At 78.8% G+C, this 17,999-nt stretch carries 22 protein-coding genes; 15 read left to right on the forward strand and 7 right to left on the reverse strand.

Going from position 1 to position 17,999, the window contains the following annotated elements; translation table 11 throughout:
• The first annotated feature begins 6 nt into the window (after nucleotides 1–6).
• The 3 genes from leuD to D5H78_RS20435 all read left to right on the forward strand — a co-directional run bounded on the left by leuD (nucleotide 7) and on the right by D5H78_RS20435 (nucleotide 2,411).
• Nucleotides 7–603, forward strand: a complete 597-nt coding sequence (gene leuD, locus D5H78_RS04890; RefSeq protein ID WP_119949157.1) for a 3-isopropylmalate dehydratase small subunit — start codon at nucleotides 7–9, stop codon at nucleotides 601–603.
• A gap of 7 nt (nucleotides 604–610) precedes the next feature.
• A complete protein-coding gene (locus tag D5H78_RS04895; protein WP_119949158.1) occupies nucleotides 611–1,420 on the forward strand; it encodes a class I SAM-dependent methyltransferase in 810 nt (269 codons plus the stop codon).
• A gap of 145 nt (nucleotides 1,421–1,565) precedes the next feature.
• Nucleotides 1,566–2,411 (forward strand): HU family DNA-binding protein, encoded by an 846-nt coding sequence (locus tag D5H78_RS20435; RefSeq protein ID WP_119949159.1) that lies wholly within the window; start codon nucleotides 1,566–1,568, stop codon nucleotides 2,409–2,411.
• A 73-nt stretch (nucleotides 2,412–2,484) separates the two neighbouring features.
• Here the strand turns inward: D5H78_RS20435 and D5H78_RS04905 are convergent, their stop codons facing one another.
• Together D5H78_RS04905 and cofC are read right to left on the reverse strand one after the other, a co-directional pair.
• Nucleotides 2,485–2,679, reverse strand: a complete 195-nt coding sequence (locus D5H78_RS04905; RefSeq protein ID WP_119949160.1) for a hypothetical protein — start codon at nucleotides 2,677–2,679, stop codon at nucleotides 2,485–2,487.
• Between the two features lie 10 nt (nucleotides 2,680–2,689).
• On the reverse strand, nucleotides 2,690–3,328 hold the full coding sequence (gene cofC, locus D5H78_RS04910) for a 2-phospho-L-lactate guanylyltransferase (protein ID WP_119949395.1): 639 nt from the start codon (nucleotides 3,326–3,328) through the stop codon (nucleotides 2,690–2,692).
• A 73-nt stretch (nucleotides 3,329–3,401) separates the two neighbouring features.
• On the opposite strand from cofC, the gene D5H78_RS04915 reads away from it, so the two are divergent.
• On the forward strand, nucleotides 3,402–4,160 hold the full coding sequence (locus tag D5H78_RS04915; protein WP_119949161.1) for a lysophospholipid acyltransferase family protein: 759 nt from the start codon (nucleotides 3,402–3,404) through the stop codon (nucleotides 4,158–4,160).
• Nucleotides 4,157–5,182 (forward strand): NAD(P)H-dependent glycerol-3-phosphate dehydrogenase, encoded by a 1,026-nt coding sequence (locus D5H78_RS04920; RefSeq protein WP_218566242.1) that lies wholly within the window; start codon nucleotides 4,157–4,159, stop codon nucleotides 5,180–5,182. The genes D5H78_RS04915 and D5H78_RS04920 overlap by 4 nt, the downstream gene beginning before the upstream one ends.
• Nucleotide 5,183: 1 nt before the next feature.
• On the opposite strand, the gene D5H78_RS04925 is transcribed toward D5H78_RS04920, so the two are convergent.
• A complete protein-coding gene (locus D5H78_RS04925; RefSeq protein WP_119949162.1) occupies nucleotides 5,184–6,251 on the reverse strand; it encodes a trans-sulfuration enzyme family protein in 1,068 nt (355 codons plus the stop codon).
• Between the two features lie 40 nt (nucleotides 6,252–6,291).
• On the opposite strand from D5H78_RS04925, the gene D5H78_RS04930 reads away from it, so the two are divergent.
• Nucleotides 6,292–7,452, forward strand: a complete 1,161-nt coding sequence (locus tag D5H78_RS04930; protein WP_119949397.1) for a D-alanine--D-alanine ligase family protein — start codon at nucleotides 6,292–6,294, stop codon at nucleotides 7,450–7,452.
• A gap of 52 nt (nucleotides 7,453–7,504) precedes the next feature.
• Here the strand turns inward: D5H78_RS04930 and D5H78_RS04935 are convergent, their stop codons facing one another.
• A complete protein-coding gene (locus D5H78_RS04935; protein ID WP_218566243.1) occupies nucleotides 7,505–7,999 on the reverse strand; it encodes a DUF3515 family protein in 495 nt (164 codons plus the stop codon).
• Between the two features lie 101 nt (nucleotides 8,000–8,100).
• The gene (locus D5H78_RS04940; RefSeq protein WP_119949163.1) at nucleotides 8,101–8,337 is read right to left on the reverse strand and encodes an Lrp/AsnC ligand binding domain-containing protein; all 237 of its coding nucleotides are present in this window, start codon (nucleotides 8,335–8,337) and stop codon (nucleotides 8,101–8,103) included.
• A gap of 119 nt (nucleotides 8,338–8,456) precedes the next feature.
• Between D5H78_RS04940 and D5H78_RS04945 the strand changes: the two genes are divergently transcribed.
• The gene (locus D5H78_RS04945) at nucleotides 8,457–9,434 is read left to right on the forward strand and encodes a thiamine-phosphate kinase (protein ID WP_119949164.1); all 978 of its coding nucleotides are present in this window, start codon (nucleotides 8,457–8,459) and stop codon (nucleotides 9,432–9,434) included.
• A 94-nt stretch (nucleotides 9,435–9,528) separates the two neighbouring features.
• On the opposite strand, the gene rpmB is transcribed toward D5H78_RS04945, so the two are convergent.
• On the reverse strand, nucleotides 9,529–9,714 hold the full coding sequence (gene rpmB, locus D5H78_RS04950; protein ID WP_119949165.1) for a 50S ribosomal protein L28: 186 nt from the start codon (nucleotides 9,712–9,714) through the stop codon (nucleotides 9,529–9,531).
• Nucleotides 9,715–9,895: 181 nt separating this feature from the next.
• Between rpmB and D5H78_RS04955 the strand changes: the two genes are divergently transcribed.
• The 7 genes from D5H78_RS04955 to rnc all read left to right on the forward strand — a co-directional run bounded on the left by D5H78_RS04955 (nucleotide 9,896) and on the right by rnc (nucleotide 16,702).
• Nucleotides 9,896–11,485, forward strand: coding sequence for a DAK2 domain-containing protein (locus tag D5H78_RS04955; protein WP_165865601.1), 1,590 nt, complete (start codon nucleotides 9,896–9,898; stop codon nucleotides 11,483–11,485).
• 73 nt (nucleotides 11,486–11,558) lie between these two features.
• The gene (recG, locus tag D5H78_RS04960; protein ID WP_119949167.1) at nucleotides 11,559–13,838 is read left to right on the forward strand and encodes an ATP-dependent DNA helicase RecG; all 2,280 of its coding nucleotides are present in this window, start codon (nucleotides 11,559–11,561) and stop codon (nucleotides 13,836–13,838) included.
• A 1-nt stretch (nucleotide 13,839) separates the two neighbouring features.
• Entirely contained in the window at nucleotides 13,840–14,427 is a 588-nt protein-coding gene (gene rsmD / locus D5H78_RS04965; RefSeq protein ID WP_119949168.1) for a 16S rRNA (guanine(966)-N(2))-methyltransferase RsmD, read from the forward strand.
• A gap of 9 nt (nucleotides 14,428–14,436) precedes the next feature.
• A complete protein-coding gene (gene coaD, locus D5H78_RS04970) occupies nucleotides 14,437–14,916 on the forward strand; it encodes a pantetheine-phosphate adenylyltransferase (protein ID WP_119949169.1) in 480 nt (159 codons plus the stop codon).
• A gap of 102 nt (nucleotides 14,917–15,018) precedes the next feature.
• Nucleotides 15,019–15,582: a YceD family protein gene (locus tag D5H78_RS04975; protein WP_218566244.1), complete on the forward strand. Its 564-nt coding sequence runs from the start codon at nucleotides 15,019–15,021 to the stop codon at nucleotides 15,580–15,582.
• A gap of 2 nt (nucleotides 15,583–15,584) precedes the next feature.
• On the forward strand, nucleotides 15,585–15,788 hold the full coding sequence (rpmF, locus tag D5H78_RS04980) for a 50S ribosomal protein L32 (protein WP_119949170.1): 204 nt from the start codon (nucleotides 15,585–15,587) through the stop codon (nucleotides 15,786–15,788).
• A gap of 203 nt (nucleotides 15,789–15,991) precedes the next feature.
• The gene (gene rnc, locus D5H78_RS04985; protein ID WP_119949400.1) at nucleotides 15,992–16,702 is read left to right on the forward strand and encodes a ribonuclease III; all 711 of its coding nucleotides are present in this window, start codon (nucleotides 15,992–15,994) and stop codon (nucleotides 16,700–16,702) included.
• A 27-nt stretch (nucleotides 16,703–16,729) separates the two neighbouring features.
• Here rnc and mutM read toward each other — a convergent pair whose 3' ends face one another.
• Nucleotides 16,730–17,584: a bifunctional DNA-formamidopyrimidine glycosylase/DNA-(apurinic or apyrimidinic site) lyase gene (gene mutM / locus D5H78_RS04990; RefSeq protein ID WP_119949171.1), complete on the reverse strand. Its 855-nt coding sequence runs from the start codon at nucleotides 17,582–17,584 to the stop codon at nucleotides 16,730–16,732.
• 61 nt (nucleotides 17,585–17,645) lie between these two features.
• Between mutM and D5H78_RS04995 the strand changes: the two genes are divergently transcribed.
• Nucleotides 17,646–17,933: an acylphosphatase gene (locus tag D5H78_RS04995; RefSeq protein ID WP_119949172.1), complete on the forward strand. Its 288-nt coding sequence runs from the start codon at nucleotides 17,646–17,648 to the stop codon at nucleotides 17,931–17,933.
• Nucleotides 17,934–17,999: the final 66 nt, after the last annotated feature.

The following is a 17,999-nucleotide window of genomic DNA, read 5'->3' on the forward strand; positions in this document are numbered from 1 at the left end:
CTCACCGTGGAGAAGTTCGACGTCCACACCGGGACGGCCGTGCCCCTGCGGCGCAGCAACGTCGACACCGACCAGATCATCCCGGCGGTGTACCTCAAGCGCGTCACGCGCACCGGCTTCGAGGACGGCCTCTTCGCCGCCTGGCGCGGCGACCCGACCTTCGAGCTCAACCGCCCCGAGCACCAGGGGGCGACGATCCTCGTCGCGGGCCCCGACTTCGGCACCGGCTCCTCCCGGGAGCACGCGGTGTGGGCGCTGCAGGACTTCGGCTTCCGGGTCGTGCTGTCCTCGCGCTTCGCCGACATCTTCCGCGGCAACTCCCTCAAGGGGGGGCTGCTCACCGGTCAGCTCGACCAGGCCGACGTGGAGGCCCTCTGGGCCCTCGTGGAGGCGGACCCGGCCCTGCCGGTCACCGTCGACCTCGTCGCCAAGCAGGTGCGCGCCGGCGCCGCCGCGTTCCCCTTCGACATCGACGACTACGGGCGCTGGCGCCTGCTCGAGGGGCTCGACGACATCGGGCTGACCCTGCGGCACGAGGAGGAGGTCGCGCGCTTCGAGGCGCGACGCCCCTCCTTCCTGCCGACGACGCTGCCCGTCCGCTGAGGCCGGCGTGACCGCCGTGTGGGACGGCGAGCTCTACGCCGCCAACACCGCCCACCACCGCCGCTTCGACGACCACGTCCTCGCCGGCCTCGCCCCGCCGCCGGACGGCACCGTGCTCGACCTCGGCTGCGGCGCGGGCGACCTCACGCGCCGCCTCGTCGGGCTCGTCCCGCGGGGGCGGGTGCTCGGCGTGGACGCCGACCCGTCGATGGTGCGCGTCGCCGCCGCTGCCGGCGGCGGGCCCGAGTACGCGGTCGCGCGGGCGCAGGACCTGCGCGGCGCCGTCCCCGACGCGAGCGTCGACCTCGTCGTGAGCACGGCCGCCCTGCACTGGGTGCCGGCCGACGAGCAGGCGCTCGTGCTCGCGGAGGTCGCCCGGGTGCTGCGACCGGGCGGGACGTTCCGCGCCGAGCTCGGCGGCGCCGGCCAGATCGCCGCCGCCCGCGCGGTCCTCGACGAGGTCTCGCGCGAGCACGGCGGCGGCGCCGGCCCCTGGTGCTTCCCCTCGCCGCAGGAGTACGCGCCGCTGCTCGCAGCCGCGGGGCTCGGCACCGACGGCGGCTGGCTGCGCCTGGTCCACCAGCGCCGCTCGATGCCCGACGCGGACGCCCTCGTGGGATGGCTGCGGAGCCAGGTCCTCATCGCGTACGAGCCGGCGCTGGAACCCGCTTCCCGAGCGTCGTTCCGCGCCGAGGCCGAGCGCCGGGCGCTCGCGGCCCTGCGCCGGGACGACGGGACCTACGACCAGGACTACGTCCGGCTGGACCTGCTGGCCCGGCGCGCCGGCGAGCAGGAAGCCTTGCGCAGCAGGGGTTAGCGCCGCAGGGTTGGACCCCGCCACCCCGGGAACCGTTGCGACACAAGCGGTCCGCGTCCCCCGGGGTGTTTGTGCGTGCCCGCAGGGGGGCCTACCGTCGACGACAGTCGGATGAGGGTCCGGCACGTCTCCCCGGAGGGCATGGATGAACAAGGCTCAGCTGGTCGAGGAGCTGTCGGGCCGGTTCGAGGGCAACCGCAAGCAGGCCCAGCACGCGCTCGAGTCCGTCATCGACGTCATCCAGCGCGCGCTGGTCAAGGGCGAGAAGGTCGGCATCACCGGCTTCGGGTCCTTCGAGAAGGTCGAGCGCGCGGCGCGCACCGCGCGCAACCCCGCCACCGGTGCCGCGGTCCGCGTGAAGAAGACCTCCGTGCCGCGGTTCCGCGCGGGCACCGAGCTCAAGGCCGTCGTCAGCGGCGCGAAGAAGCTCCCCAAGGTGGCGCCCGGCGGCGCTCCCGCCCCGGCCCGCGGCCGTGCAGCCGCCGGCACGGCGGGCACCGCGGCGACGGGGGCGGCCGCGACGAGGGCGGCGGCGACGAAGGCGCCGGCGCGCACCGCGGCGTCGAGGTCCGCGACCACGGGGTCCGCCGCGACGGGGACGGCTGCGACGAAGGCGCCGGCCCGTACCGCCGCGACGAAGGCACCGGCGAAGACCGCCGCCACGAAGGCCGCCGCGACGAAGGCAGCGGCGAAGACCGCCGCCACGAAGGCCGCCGCGACGAAGGCGCCGGCGAGGTCGACGGCGGCGAAGTCGACGGCGGCGAAGTCGACCGCGGCGAAGAGCGCTCCCGCGAAGAGCGCGCCGGCGAAGTCCACCACCGCGAAGAGCCCGGCGAAGTCGACCGCGGCGAAGTCGACCGCGGCCAAGAGCGCGCCGGCGAAGAGCGCCGCGAAGTCGACGGCCTCGAAGGCCTCGAAGGCCGCGAAGGCCCCGACCGGGGCGGCGAAGGCCGCGGGCACGACGGCGAAGCGGGCCGCGAAGAAGTCCTGAGCGCCCGGCACGGCCGACGGGCCGGTCCCCACGGGGGCCGGCCCGTCGGCGTACGGGGACCGGCGCCGGACCCTCAGAAGGTCGCGAGCGTGAGGGCGAGGACGCGACCGGACGCGTCGAGGTCGAGCCGCACCCGCTGGCCCACGCGCAGGCGCAGGACCCGCAGCGGGTCGACCGTCCCCGGGCCGTACGCCAGCTCCACGCCGTCGTCGCTGAGCACGGTGCCCGAGCGGGTCGCCGCGTCGTAGGTCCGGACGGTCGCCTGCACGGGGCGCAGGCTACCCGCGCCCGCACCGCTCGGGGGTGGCGAGCGCGTGCGCAGCCAGTGCGGCCACGGCGGCCGCGGTGCGGGGCCCGGTGCCCAGCCGGACCGCGGCGGCGAGGTCCGCGGCGGTGTCGACGTCGCGGCGGAGCCCGTCCGCGGCCGGGAGGGGAGCGGCGCCGCCGCCGACGTGGCGCGCGGCCGAGCCCGGGCCGAAGGACGGGCGCAGCGCGCCGTCGGGCGCAGCGAGCAGCGTCGTGCCCGTCGCCTCGGCGTCGAGGACGCAGGCCCGGGCGCGCGCCGCGGCGAGGACCGCGGCGAGGTCGGCCGTACGGGCGGCGGGCAGGTCGGCGGTCAGGGCGGCGACGGGCCCCGGGGCGGCGGCCGCGGCGCCGGCCCGCAGCGCGGCGTCGAGGCCCCCGCCCGGGTCGGCCACCGTCCGGGCACCGAGGGCGGCCAGCGCGGGCCCCGCGACCGGGTCGCCGGTCACCACGAGCACCTCGCCCACCGCGGGCACCGCGAGGGCGGCCGCCACGACGTCGGCGGCGAAGGCCAGGGCGAGCGCCTCCCGCTCGGCCGGGGAGGGTCCGACGAGGCGGGTCTTGGCGGCCTCGAGGCGCTTCACCGGCACGACGACCGACCAGGGCGCGGGCAGGGGCACCGCACCAGCGTGCCAGGGCGCCGGGGTGCGCTCGACACCCGTGCGCGCCGCGAGCGAGGATGGGCGGGTGGGCAGCGGCGGGGGACGGCGACGGCGCGAGCGGGCCCGGCCCGCCCTGCGGGTCGCGGTGGCGCTCGTGGAGCCGCTGCTCCTGCTGCTCACGCGCCGGGACTGGCAGGGCGGCGAGCACGTGCCCCGCCGCGGCGGGGTCGTCCTGTGCCCCAACCACCTGTCGCACGTGGACCCGCTGACCTTCGCGCACTTCCTGTGGCGCCAGGGCCGCAGCCCCCGCTTCCTCGCCAAGGAGTCGCTGTTCCGCGCCCCCGTGCTGGGCGCGGTGATGCGCGGGGCGGAGCAGATCCCGGTGCTGCGCGGCGCCGGGTCCGCGGGCGGGGCGTACGCCGCGGCGCTGGAGGCGCTGCGCGGCGGCGCGGCCGTGTGCGTGTACCCCGAGGGCACCATCACCCGCGACCCCGACGGCTGGCCGATGCTCGCGAGGACCGGCGCCGCCCGGCTGGGCCTGGAGACCGGCGCGCCGGTCGTGCCCGTCGCGCAGTGGGGGCCGCAGGAGCTGCTGCCGCCCTACACGCTCCGGTTGCGCCTGCGGCCGCGCACGCTGGTGCACGTGCACGCCGGGCCGCCGGTGCCGCTCGACGACCTGCGCGGGCGGCCCGTGGACGCCGAGCTGCTCGCCGAGGCCGCGCGGCGCATCACCGACGCGACGACCGCCCTGCTGGCGCGGGTGCGCGGCGAGGCGCCGCCGCCGGAGCCGTACGACCCCCGGCGGCACGCCGGCCCCCTCCCGGGCGGGAGGATGCCGGCGTGAGCCCCGCCCCGACCCGCGTCGCGGTCATGGGCGCCGGGTCGTGGGGGACCGCCTTCAGCGTGGTCCTCGGCGACGCGGCCCCCTCGACCTCCGTCACCCTGTGGGGCCGCCGCCCCGAGCTGTGCGCGGCGGTGCAGAGCCGCCGCGAGAACCCGGACTACCTGCCGGGCGTGCGCCTGCCCGACGCGCTCACGGCCACGAGCGACCCGGCCCGCGCCCTCGACGGCGCCGCGGTGGTCGTGCTCGCCGTGCCGTCGCAGACCCTGCGCGCGGGCCTCGGGCAGTGGGCGCCCCACGTGCCGGCGGACGCGGTGCTCGTCAGCCTCATGAAGGGCCTCGAGCGCGGCACGGCCCGGCGGATGAGCGAGGTCGTGCGCGAGGTCACCGGGGCCGGCCCGGAGCGCGTGGCCGTGGTGAGCGGGCCGAACCTCGCCGGCGAGATCGCGGAGCGCCAGCCCGCCGCCTCGGTGGTCGCCTGCGCCGACGCGGGGGCGGCCCTGCGGCTCCAGGCCCTGACGCAGACCCCGTGGTTCCGGCCCTACACGACCCCCGACGTCGTCGGCGTGGAGCTGTGCGGGGTCGTCAAGAACGTCATCGCGCTGGCGTGCGGCATGGCCAAGGGCCTCGGGTACGGCGACAACACCGCCGCGTCGCTCGTCACCCGCGGCCTGGCGGAGACGACCCGGCTCGGGCTGGCGGTCGGCGCGCTGGCGCCGACCTTCCCGGGGCTCGCCGGCCTGGGCGACCTCGTGGCCACGTGCGCCTCGCCGCGCTCGCGCAACCGCACCTTCGGCGAGCAGCTCGGCCGGGGGCGCTCGGTGGCCGAGGTCGCCGGTGCCACCCGCCAGGTCGCCGAGGGGGTGACCTCGTGCGAGTCGGTGCTGCAGCTGGCGCGTGCGCACGGGGTCGACATGCCCATCGTCGAGGCCGTGGCCGCGGTGGTGCGCGGCGAGGCCACGGCGGGCGAGGCGACGGGGATGCTCATGGGGCGCGCGGCGACCGCCGAGCACGCCCACGACTGACTCACCCCATCGCAGCAAGCGCTTGCTCGAGGTCGGCCCAGAGGTCCTCGACGTCCTCGACACCGACCGAGAGCCGTACGAGCCCCTCGGGGATGGTCGGGCTCTCCGCCGGCCAGCGCCGTCGCCGCTCGAGGCTCGACTCGACACCGCCGAGGCTCGTCGCGTGCACCCAGAGGGAGCAGGCGGCGACGAGGCGGTCCGCCCGCTCGGCGCCGTCCACCTCCACGGCGACGACCCCGCCGAAGCCCGGGTAGCGGACCCGCTGCACCCCGGGCGCCCCCGCGAGCCGGCGCGCCAGCTCGCGCGCGTTGTCCTGCGAGCGCTCGACGCGCAGGTGCAGCGTCCGCAGCCCGCGCAGCGTGAGGAAGGCCTCCAGCGCGCCCGGCACGGCCCCGGTCGCGGAGCGGTGCGCGACGAGCGCCGCCGCGCGCGCGGGGTCGGTGACGACGGCGCCGAGCAGCGCGTCGGAGTGCCCGGCGAGCCACTTCGTGGCCGCGTGCACGACGAGGTCGGCCCCCTGCTCCAGCGGGCGCTGCAGCACCGGCGTCGCGAACGTGCCGTCCACGACGACCGTGGTGCCGTGGGCCCGCGCCGCGGCCGCCGCGGCGGGCACGTCGGCGACCTCGAGGGCCGGGTTGGTCGGCGTCTCGAGCCAGAGCAGGTCCGCGCCGTCCACGGCGGCGGCGACCGCCGCGGCGTCGTCCACGGCGACGTGCCGCACCGCGACCCGCCCGCGCTCCTGCCACTGCTGCAGCAGCGCCAGCGTCCCCGAGTACGCCCGGGCCGGCGCCACGACCGTCCCGCCGAGCGGCACCTGCTCCAGGACCGCGGCGACCGCGGCCATGCCGGAGGAGAACGCGACGGCGGTACCCCCGTCGAGCGCGCCGAGGGCCTCCTCCAGGGCGGCCCAGCCGGGGTTGGCGTACCGGCCGTAGCCCATCGCGCCGCCCGCGTGGTAGGTCGCCGCCGGCACCAGCGGGGCGTTGAGCGGCGCGTCGGGCAGGCGCCCGGGGCGCCCGGCGGTCACGGCGGTGGTCGACAGGCTGCGCGGGGTCGGCCGGTGCGTCATGCCCGGAGTCTGGCAGGCCCCGCCGGTAGGCTCGCGCGCGATGGACGAGCGACGCGACCCCCTGCCCGCAGCGCCCGCCGACCCGGCGCCCCCGGCGGCCCGGCGGCGCGTCGCCGTCGTCTTCGGGGGGCGCAGCACGGAGCACGCGGTGTCCTGCGTGTCGGCCGGCAGCGTGCTCGCCGCGCTCGACCGCGACGCGTGGGACGTGGTGCCGGTCGGGATCACCCCCGAGGGGCGGTGGGTGCTCGTCGCGGACGAGCCGGAGAAGCTCGCCATCCGCGGCGGCGCCCTGCCCGGCGTCGAGGAGTCCGGCACCGGCGTCGTCCTCGCGGGCGACCCCACCCGGCGGGGCCTCGTCGTGCAGGAGCCGGGGCGCGTACCGGCCCCCCTCGCCGAGGTCGACGTCGTGTTCCCCGTGCTGCACGGGCCGTACGGCGAGGACGGCACGCTGCAGGGGCTGCTCGAGCTGGCCGGGGTGCCCTACGTCGGCTCCGGCGTCCTCGCCTCCGCCGCGTCGATGGACAAGGGCGCGATGAAGGCGCTGCTGCGCGACGCCGGCCTGCCCGTCGGGCCGTACGTCGTGCTGACCCCGCGCGCCTGGGACCGCGACGCCGAGGCCTGCCTGGCGCGCGTGCGCGGGGAGCTGGCGCTGCCCGTCTTCGTCAAGCCGTGCCGCGGCGGGTCCAGCCTCGGGATCGTCAAGGTCACCGACTGGGACGACCTGCCGGCCGCGGTGGCGACCGCCCGGTCGCACGACCCGCGGGTCATCGTGGAGCAGGGCATCGCCGGGCGCGAGGTGGAGTGCGGCGTGCTCGACGCCCCCGGCGGGGAGCGCCCGCGGGCCAGCGCGCTCGCCGAGGTGCGGGTCACCGGCGACCACGCGTTCTACGACTTCACGGCGAAGTACCTCGACGGCTCCGCCGAGTGCGACGTGCCCGCGGACCTGCCCGGCGAGGTCGCGGACCGGGTGCGCGACCTCGCGGTCACCGCGTTCGAGGCGATGGGCTGCGAGGGGCTCGCCCGCGTCGACTTCTTCGTGCTCGACGACGGCGGCGTGCTCGTCAACGAGGTCAACACCATGCCGGGCTTCACGCCGACCTCGATGTTTCCCCGGATGTGGGCGGCGAGCGGGGTGGACTACCCCGAGCTCGTCGGGCTGCTGCTCGAGGACGCGCTGCGGCGGGGGACCGGGCTGCGCTGACGCCCCGCGCCGCCGGGCTGCGACCCGTCGGGGCCCGCCCCCCCGGGCAGCCTCAGCCGCCGGACGGGCCGACGCACTCGATGCCGGTGCGCGGCACCGGGGCGACGTGCCCGGCGAGCGGCACGAGCACCTCCGCCTCCGGGGCGTGCTCCGGGGGCACGACGACCTCGACGACCGGGTCGCGGCCGTAGGTCCGGAACGCGAAGCCGAACGGCGCCGGCCCCGCCGCGTCGGCCCCGTGCCCCGTGTGGCCGCCCGCGTGGCCCTCCCCGGCGTCCTCGCCGCGGCGCAGGAACGCCCAGTCGACCCCGTCGACGGCGACGCACTGCACCGTCACCGGGTCCGGGGGAGCGGCGCCGCAGCGCAGCACGATGGCCGGGTCGCCCCAGGCGGCGGTCGTGCCGTCGTCGGGCTCCACCTCGCGCCGCGCGGCCCCGTCGAGCTCCGCGGGCAGGCCGGCGACGAGGTCGCGGCACGCGGCGAGGGCCTCGCCCCGGGGCGCGGCGCTGTCGACCCGCGCCGGCCCCGGCGGACGCAGCAGCAGCACCACGGGCAGCGTCACCGCGGTGGCCGCGGCGGCCGCGGCGACGAGCGTCCACCGCCCCCGGCGCGCGGGGGCGCCGGGGGCCGCGGGCTCCTGGAGCTGGGTCAGAGGTGCACCACCGGGCAGGTCAGCGTGCGGGTGATGCCCTCCACGCCCTGGACCCGGGCCACGACGAGCTTGCCGAGCTCGTCGACGCTGCGCGCCTCGGCCCGGACGATGACGTCGTACGGCCCGGTGACGTCCTCGGCCAGCGTGACGCCGGTGATGCCGGCGATCTCGCCGGCGACGGCCGCGGCCTTGCCGACCTCGGTCTGGATGAGGATGTAGGCCTGGACGACCACGGGAGCACCTCTGCGCGCGAACGGGGGGCCAGCACCTGGCGCGCCCTCGCGCTGGCATCCTTCCGGTCGCCGACCCTACCGCCTCCGCGCGGTCCCCCCACGACAGGAGCACCCACCGCATGCAGCCCCCCTCCACCGGCGGCGACGGCACCGTCGCCGGCCTCGGCGAGCGCGCGCTCGTCGCGGCCGTCACGGCGCGCTACCCCCAGGGGGAGGGGGTCCTCGTCGGGCCCGGCGACGACGCCGCCGTCGTCGCCGCCCCCGACGCGCGCGTGGTCGTCACCACCGACGTGCTCGTCGAGGGCGTGCACTTCCGCCGCGACTGGTCCCCGGCGCACGACGTGGGCCGCAAGGCCGCGGCGCAGAGCCTGGCCGACGTCGCGGCCATGGGCGCGGTGACCACCTCGCTCGTCGTCGGCCTCGCCGCCCCGGCGGACCTGCCGGCGTCGTGGGCCCTCGAGCTCGCCGACGGCCTGCGCGAGGAGAGCGCGCTCGTCGGGGCGTCGGTCGTGGGCGGGGACGTCGTGTCCTCGCCCGTGCTCACCGTCGCGGTCACCGCGCTCGGCGACCTGCAGGGCCGCGCCCCGCTGACCCGTACGGGCGCCCGCCCCGGCGACGTCGTCGCCGTCGCCGGGCGCCTGGGCTGGTCCGCGGCGGGCCTCGCGGTCCTGCGCCGCGGCTTCCGCTCGCCGCGCGCGCTCGTGCAGGCCCACCGGTGCCCGGAGCCCCCGTACGCCGCCGGGCCGCTCGCCGCCGCCCTCGGCGCGACGAGCCTGGTCGACGTCAGCGACGGGCTCGTCCTGGACCTCGGGCACGTCGCCCGCGGCTCGGGGGTGGACCTGCTGCTGCGCCGCGACGCCCTCGAGGTGCCCGGCCCGGTCCGCGACGCGGCGGCCGCGCTGGGGGCGGACCCGTACGCCTGGCTGCTCGCCGGCGGGGAGGACCACGCCCTGGCCGGGACCTTCCCGGCCGGCGCGGAGCTCGGCGCCGCCTGGACCGTGCTCGGCGAGGCCGCTGCGGCGGGGGAGGGCGGCCCGCGGGTGCTCGTCGACGGCGCGCCCTGGGAGGGCGAGGCCGGGTACGACCACTTCGGCTAGCGGCGGCGCGGGCGCCACTCGCGGCCCCCGCGCACGACGGAGGGCCGGCCCCCTGCGGGACCGGCCCTCCGTCGTGCTCCGTGCGGGCGCTGCGTCAGCGCGAGACCTTGCCCGCCTTGATGCAGGAGGTGCAGACGTTGAGGCGCTTCGGCGTGCGACCGACCAGCGCGCGCACCGTCTGGATGTTCGGGTTCCAGCGGCGGCGGGTGCGGCGGTGCGAGTGCGACACGTTGTTGCCGAAGCCCGGGCCCTTGCCGCAGACGTCGCAGGTGGCAGCCACGGGAGAACTCCTAGCGGGGTGGTCGGGAAGGTCGTCGGGCCCGGGGTCGTCCCCGGGCAACCTGGCGAGGATAGCCGACCGCGCGCACCCGGCGCCAACCTGCCCGGCGGGCCCCGCCGGGACTAGGCTCCCCGCCCGTCCGGCGGGCCCGTCCGCCGGCCCTGCCGGGAGGGGGCGAGCCGTGGCCGCCGTCCTGGAGCGCCTCGACGCGCGGGCCGCGCGCGCCTGGCTGGCCGAGGCGCGCGCCGCCCTCGCCCGCGAGCGCACCGGCATCGACGGGCTCAACGTCTACCCGGTCCCGGACGCCGACACCGGCACCAACCTGCACCTCACCCTCGACGCGGGGGCGCGCGCGGTCGCGGCGCTGCCCGAGGACGCCGGGCTGCGGGCGGTGCTGCGCGCCCTCGCCGACGGCGCGCTGCGCGGTGCCCGCGGCAGCTCCGGCGCCATCCTCGCCCAGCTGCTGCGCGGGCTCGTGCCGGAGGCGGCACCGGCGGGCCCCGGGCACCGGCGCCAGGACGGGGAGGCGGCGGCGCTCGCCCGGGCGCTCGCCCGCGGCGCCGCCGCGGCCCGCCGGGCGGTGGCGCGGCCGGTCGAGGGCACGATGCTCACCGTCGCCCGCGCCGCGGGGGAGGCCGCGGAGGCGTCCGCCCGGCGCGCCGGCGCCGACCTGCCCGCGGTGGCGCGCGCCGCGGCCGGGGCCGCGCGCGAGGCGCTGCACGCCACCCCGCGCCAGCTCGAGGCCCTGCGCCGGGCCGGGGTCGTCGACGCCGGGGGCCGCGGCCTCACCGTCCTGTACGACGCCCTCGCGGCCGTCGTCGGCGGGGCCGCGGCGCTGCCGGCGCTGCCCCCGGCCGCGCCGGCGCGACCGGGCGCGACCGGGGCCCGCGACGCCGAGGACCCGGGGACGGGCGGGCCGCGGGCCGAGCTGACGTACCTCCTCGACGTGCCGCCGCGCGCGCCGCGCCCCGGCGCCCCGCGCGCCGCCGAGGCGCAGGACGGCCCCGCCGCGCTCGCCGGGGAGCTGGCCGCGCTGGGCGACGACGTGGTCGTCGGCGGCGGCAGGGGTGACGGCGACGACGGTGCGGGCACGTGGGCCGTGCACGTGCACGTCGCCCCGCAGGCGGTCGCCGCCGCGCTCGCCGCCGGCGCGGCGCGGGGCAGGGTCCACGCCGCCCGGCTCGAGCCGCTGGGCCCGGGGACGCTCCTCGTCCTCGTCGCCGAGGGCGAGGGCCTCGCCGCGCTCGCCGCGGGGGCCGGGGCCGCCGCGGTGCCGCCCGGCGCCCTGGCCGGCGCCGCGCACGGCGCGCTGCTGCTGCCGGCCGACGGCGCGGCCCTGCGGGCGGCCCGCGCGGCGGCCGCCGCGGACGGCGGCGCCGTGGTGCCCTGTGCGGCGGCACCGGCGGCGGTGGCCGCGCTCGCCGTCCACGACCCCGCGCTCGCGCCGGCCCGGGCGCTCGACGTGCTCGGGGCCGCGGCGCGCGCGGCGCGGTGCGGAGCCGTCCGCGCCGAGCGCGACGGCTGGCGGGCGGTCGCCGACGGCGCCGCCGTCGCGGCCGGGCGGGCCACGCACCCCGTCGACGCCGTGCTCGCCCTCGTGGACGCGCTGGCGCACGGCGGCGCCGAGCTCGTCACGCTCGTCGCGGGCCGCGGCGGCGCCGACGTCGCCCGGCGCGCGGCCGCGCTCGTGGCCCGGCGGCGCCCCCCGCTCGAGGTCGCGGTGCACCTCGGCGGGCAGCCCGGCGAGCTCGTCGCGGTCGGGGTGGAGTAGCGCGAGGGCGAGCGCCCGCGGGTCCCGCGCGCCGAGTGGCGCGCGCGGCGCGGGGTGACGTAGGACTACGACCGTGGCGACGGCAGGCGGCGACGGCTCCCTCGACCTGCGCACGCCCCTCGCGCGCGTCCTCGGCCCCCGCACGGCCACCGCCCTCGAGGAGGGGCTCGGCCTGCGCACCGTCGACGACCTCCTGCACCACTACCCCCGGCGCTACGACGAGCGGGGCCGGCTCACCGACCTGCGCGGGGTGGAGACCGGCGAGCAGGTGACGGTGCAGGCGGTGGTGCGCCGCACCCGGGTGCAGCGCATGACCAAGCGGCGCGGCACCCTGCTCGAGGTCGTCGTCGGCGACGCCGCCGGCGGGACGCTGCGGCTGACGTACTTCAACCAGCACTGGCGCGAGCGCGAGCTCGCCGTGGGGCGCGAGGGGCTCTTCGCGGGCAAGGTCACGACCTTCCGCGGCGAGCGCGAGCTGTCCCACCCGAGCTACCTGCTGCTCGACGCCGAGGACCCGGACGGGCAGGCGCGGGCGCAGGCCGACGCCTGGGCCCGCGGGCTGCTGCCCATCTACCCCGCGTCGGAGAAGGTCTCCACCTGGCAGGTGCAGAAGGCGGTGGCCGTCGTCCTCGACGTGCTCGGGCCGGTCCCCGACCCGGTGCCCGTGGACGTCCGGGTGCGCCAGGGCGTCGGCGACCTCGGCGACGCCCTGCGCCGGATCCACCAGCCGCGCAGCGTGGCCGAGCGCGGCGCGGCCGAGCGCCGGCTGCGCTTCGACGAGGCCCTCGTCCTGCAGCTGGCCCTGGCCCGGCGCCGCGCCGCCCAGCGGGCGCTGCCCGCGACCCCCCGGCGGGGGCGCACCGACGGCGTGCTGGCCGCCTTCGACGCCCGGCTGCCGTTCGCGCTGACCGAGGGCCAGCGGTCCGTCGGCGCCGAGGTCGAGCACGACCTCGCGCAGGAGCAGCCCATGCACCGGCTGCTGCAGGGCGAGGTGGGCTCCGGCAAGACCGTGGTGGCGCTGCGGGCCATGCTGGCCGTCGTCGACGCGGGGGGCCAGGCCGCGCTGCTGGCGCCCACCGAGGTCCTCGCCCAGCAGCACCACCGCTCGATCAGCGCGATGCTCGGCCCCCTCGCCCAGGGCGGCATGCTCGGCGGGGCGGACGGGGGCACCCGGGTCGCGCTGCTCACCGGCTCGCAGGGCGCCGCCGAGCGCCGGCGCAACCTGCTCGACGCGGCCTCCGGGGCCGCCGGCATCGTCGTGGGCACCCACGCGCTGCTGCAGGAGCACGTCGACTTCGCCGACCTCGGCCTCGTCGTCGTCGACGAGCAGCACCGCTTCGGTGTCGAGCAGCGCGACGCCCTGCGCGCCAAGGCGTCCCGGTCCCCGCACGTGCTCGTCATGACCGCCACCCCGATCCCGCGCACCGTCGCGATGACGGTGTTCGGCGACCTCGACGTCTCCACGCTCAGCGAGCTGCCCCGCGGGCGCTCGCCGATCGCCACGCACGTGGTGCCCGTGCGGGAGAAGCCGGCGTTCCTCGACCGCGCCTGGCAGCGGGTGCGCGAGGAGGTCGCGGCGGGGCACCGCGCGTACGTCGTGTGCCCCCGGATCGGCGACGAGCCGGGCGCGGCCCCCGCGCCGCGCCGGCGCGAGGACCCCGCCCGCGACGCCCAGGAGGAGGTCGAGCTGCTGCAGGCCCTCTGGGACGGCGAGGAGCCCGACGCCCCCGACGAGCGGCGACCCGCCGCGGCGGTGCTCGAGGTCGCGCCGATGCTCGCGGAGGGTCCGCTGCACGGGCTGCGGGTCGGCGTGCTGCACGGGCGGATGGCCCCGGAGCACAAGGACGAGGCGATGCGCCGGTTCGCCGAGGGCGAGACCGACGTCCTCGTCGCCACGACCGTCGTGGAGGTCGGCGTCGACGTGCCCGAGGCGACGGCGATGGTGGTCCTCGACGCCGACCGGTTCGGCGTCTCGCAGCTGCACCAGCTGCGCGGGCGGGTCGGCCGCGGCGCCGGCGCGTCGGTCTGCCTGCTCGTCACCGAGGTCGACGGGGAGAGCCCGGCCGGGGCGCGGCTGCAGGCCGTCGCCGCGACGACCGACGGGTTCGAGATCGCCCGGGTCGACCTCGAGACCCGCCGCGAGGGCGACGTGCTCGGCGCCTCGCAGTCGGGCCGGCGCTCCAGCCTCAAGCTGCTGCGGGTCCTGCGCGACGAGGACGTCATCCGCGGGGCCCGCGCCGAGGCGCAGGCGCTCGTCGACGCCGACCCGACCCTGGCGACGTACCCGGGCCTGCACGACAGCGTCGCCGCCTTCCTCGACGACGAGCGCACCGGCTTCCTCGAGAAGGGCTGAGGTGAGCCGCATCGTCGGGGGCGCGGCCGGGGGCCGTCGCCTGGCCGTCCCGCCGCGCGGCACCCGCCCCACGTCCGACCGGGCCCGCGAGGCGCTCGCCAGCGCCCTCGAGGCGCTGCTCGGCGGCCCCGGCGCCCTCGCCGGCGCGCGCGTGCTCGACCTGTACGCCGGCTCGGGGGCCCTCGGGCTCGAGGCGCTGAGCCGCGGCGCCGCCGCCGTGGACCTCGTGGAGTCCGACGCCCGCGCCGCGCGGGTGCTGCGCGCGAACGTCCGCGCCGTCGCGCTGCCCGGGGCGCAGGTCCTCGAGCGCCGGGTCGAGGACGTGCTCGCCGGTCCGCCGCCCGGGCCGCCGTACGACGCCGTGCTCGCCGACCCGCCGTACGCGCTGGGCGAGGACGCCCTGGCGGCGGTGCTCGCGCGCCTGGCCGACGGGTGGATCGCGCCCGGCGCGGTGCTCGTCGTGGAGCGCTCCTCGCGCGGCCCCGCGGTGCCGTGGCCGCCGGGCGTGGAGGGGCTGCGCTCGCGGCGCTACGGCGAGGCCGCGCTCTGGTACGGTCGCGCGGCCCCGCCCCCGACCGCCCAGCCGTAGGAGGACCCGGTGCGTCGGTGCGTGTGCCCCGGCTCGTTCGACCCCGTCACCAACGGGCACCTCGACGTGGTGCGCCGGGCGGCGGAGCTCTACGACGAGGTGACCGTCGCGGTCCTCGTCAACCGCTCCAAGCAGGGCCTGTTCACCGTCGAGGAGCGCATGGGGCTGCTGCGTGAGGTGACCGCGGACGTGGGCAACGTCGTCGTCGACTCGTTCCAAGGGCTGCTCGTCGACTTCTGCCGCGCCCGGGGCATCCCCGCCGTGGTCAAGGGCCTGCGCGCCGTCAGCGACTTCGACTACGAGCTGTCGATGGCGCAGATGAACCTGCGCCTCACCGGGGTCGAGACCCTGTTCCTCGCGACCAACCCCGAGTTCTCGTACCTCTCCTCGAGCCTGGTGAAGGAGGTCGCCCGCTGGGGCGGCGACGTCCAGGGGCTCGTGCCGCCGGCGGTGCTCGACGCGCTGGCCGGCAAGCTCGCCGGGGGCTGAGCCGCGGGTTCGCGCCGCGGCGGGCCCGTCCGGTAGTCTCGACGTTCGGCCCGGGCGACCGGGCCGGATCCATGTCGTCGCGAGCGAGGGAGCAAGGGGACCGTGGACCGCCTCGATCCGCGCGACCCCCTCGTGGTCGACACCCGCGAGCTGGGTCGGCGCGCCGGCTCGATGAAGCGCGTGGCGCGCACCGTGCCGGCGCCGGCGCACTTCGGCAACGACGTGCTGCAGGTGCCCGAGGGCGAGGACATCGCCCTCGAGCTGCGCCTCGAGGCCGTCATGGAGGGGGTCCTCGTCAGCGGCGAGGCCACCGCCCGGGTCACCGGCGAGTGCGTGCGCTGCCTCGACCCCGTCGAGCAGCGCCTCGACGCGGACTTCCAGGAGCTCTACGTCTACCCTGACGTGGAGGTCGAGGGGGAGGACCCCGACGACGTCCTGCGGCTGCACGGGGACCTGCTCGACCTCAACCAGGTGCTGCGGGACGCGGTGGTGCTCGCGCTGCCGCTCCTGCCGCTCTGCCGGGACGACTGCCCGGGCCTCTGCGTCGAGTGCGGCGCGCGGCTCGCGGACGACCCGGAGCACGACCACGCCGCCACCGATCCCCGGTGGGCGGCCCTGCACAGCATGTTCGACAGCGCGTCCAGCGCCGACCCCCAGGAGAAGTAGCCGTGGCCGTCCCGAAGCGGAAGATGTCGCGCAGCAACACCCGTTCGCGGCGCAGCCAGTGGAAGGCGAAGCTCCCGCAGCTCAACAAGCAGGTCGTCGGCGGGCGCACCGTCTGGTCCGTCTCGCACCGCGCGCGCGTGGTCGAGGACGCCAACGGCACGCCGATCCACCTCGAGTACGACGGCCGCCAGGTCCGCGACGCCTGACGGGCTGGCACCGACCCGGTGACGGTCACCACGACCCGCGCCCGACGCCCCCGGCCCCGCGGCCGGGGGCGTCGCGCTGCGCAGCCCGGCCGGGCGCCCGCGTGAGCGGCGCCCGCCGCCGGCGCGCCCTCGAGCCCGCGCCCGCCGCGGCGCTGCTGGAGCGCCTCGCCGAGCGGGTCGACGGGACCGGGCCCGGCGCGGCCCTGGCCGCGCGGCTGCGTGGCGACCTCGACGCGTCCCTGCTCGAGCGGGCCCTCGTGCACCGCTCCTACGCCTACGAGCACGGCGGCCTGCCCACCAACGAGCGCCTGGAGTTCCTCGGCGACTCGGTGCTCGGCCTCGTCGTCACCGACGCGCTGTTCCGGGGGCACCCCGACCTCCCCGAGGGGCAGCTGGCGAAGTTGCGCGCGGCCGTGGTCAACATGCGCGCCCTCGCGGACGTCGCCCGCGGGCTCGACCTCGGCGGCTTCCTGCGCCTCGGCCGCGGCGAGGAGACCACCGGCGGGCGGGACAAGTCCTCGATCCTCGCCGACACCCTCGAGGCCGTCATCGGCGCGGTCTACCTCGGCCTGGACCTCGAGTCCGCCGCGACGCTGGTGCGCCGGCTCTTCGACGAGCTCATCGCCACCGCCGCGACGCTCGGTGCGGGGCTGGACTGGAAGACGAGCCTGCAGGAGCTCGCGGCGACCCACGAGCTCGGCGTCCCGGAGTACTCCGTGCAGGAGAGCGGGCCGGACCACGCGAAGAGCTTCGTGGCGCTGGTGCGCCTCGGCGAGGCCGTGCGCGGCGAGGGGTCCGGGCGCAGCAAGAAGGAGGCCGAGCAGGGCGCGGCGGCCGCGGCGTGGGCCGCGGTGCGCGCCGAGCACGCCGCCGACGCGGTGGCGCCCCTGCCGGCCGCGTCCGACCGGGCCTGAGCCGAGGCCGCCGCGGCCCGTACGGGCTCAGGGGTGCGCGTCGCGCGGCCAGGGCTGGCAGGTCGGGCACCAGTACGCCGACCGGTTCATCCAGCGGTCGCGCCGGACCGGGGTGCCGCAGCGCCGGCAGGGCTCGCCGCCGCGGCCGTACGCGTCGAGGGAGCGGTCGAACCAGCCGGACTCGCCGTTGACGTTGACGTACAGCGCGTCGAAGGACGTGCCGCCGGCCGCGATGGCGTCGCCGAGCACCTCCCGGACCGCGGCGAGCAGGCGCCGCACCGCCGGGCGGGAGGCCGTGGCGGTGGGCAGCGCCCAGTGCAGGCGCGCGCGCCACAGCGCCTCGTCCGCGTAGATGTTGCCCACGCCCGAGACGAGCGTCTGGTCGAGCAGGGCGCGCTTGAGCCCGGTGCGCCGGCGCCGCACCCCCTCCACGAACGCCTCGTCGTCGAACTCCGGGTCCACCGGGTCGCGCGCGATGTGGGCGAGCGAGCCGGGCAGGGCCGCGCCGCCGGCGCTCACGGCGAGCCCGCCGAAGGTCCGCTGGTCGACGAAGCGCAGCTCGCGCCCGTCGTCGGCGAAGCGCAGCCGCACCCGCAGGTGGGCCTCGTCCGGGGCCTGCGGCGGCTGCACGAGCAGCTGCCCGCTCATCCCCAGGTGGCCCACGAGGGCGTCGCCGGAGTCGAGGGGCAGCCACAGGTACTTGCCGCGGCGCAGCGCCGCCTCGAGGACGCGGCCCTCGAGCAGCGCCGCGAAGTCCTCCTCGCCCGCGGGGTGGCGGCGGACGGCCCGCGGGTGCAGCACCTGCACGTCGCGCACCCGGCGCCCCACGACGTACCGCTCCAGGCCCCGGCGGACCGTCTCGACCTCGGGCAGCTCGGGCACCCCCCTAGTCTCGGGCACGCCCGGCACCGGGCCGGGCGGCGGGTACGGCGAGGGGGCGCTCGTGGAGGGGGCACGGCTCACGGCGTGGGTGCGCGGGCGGGTGCAGGGCGTCGGCTTCCGCTGGTGGGTGCGGGCGCGCGCCCTCGAGCTGGGGCTCGCCGGGACCGCCACCAACAAGGAGGACGGGCGGGTCGAGGTCGTCGCGGAGGGGTCGCGGGAGGCCTGCGAGCGGCTGCTGGCCCTGCTCGGCGAGGAGCCGTCGTCCACCGGCCGACCGGGCCGGGTGAGCGGCGTCACGTCCCGCTGGGACGCACCGCGGGGGCTGGCACCCGGCTTCCGCGAGTGCTGACGGGGAGGTTGACCGGGCGTCGCCGCGGTGCGACCCTGGAGGCACCCCGACCGGTCCGCCCGCCGC

Origin of the sequence: Vallicoccus soli (assembly GCF_003594885.1) — a bacterium.
Taxonomy (GTDB): domain Bacteria; phylum Actinomycetota; class Actinomycetes; order Motilibacterales; family Motilibacteraceae; genus Vallicoccus; species Vallicoccus soli.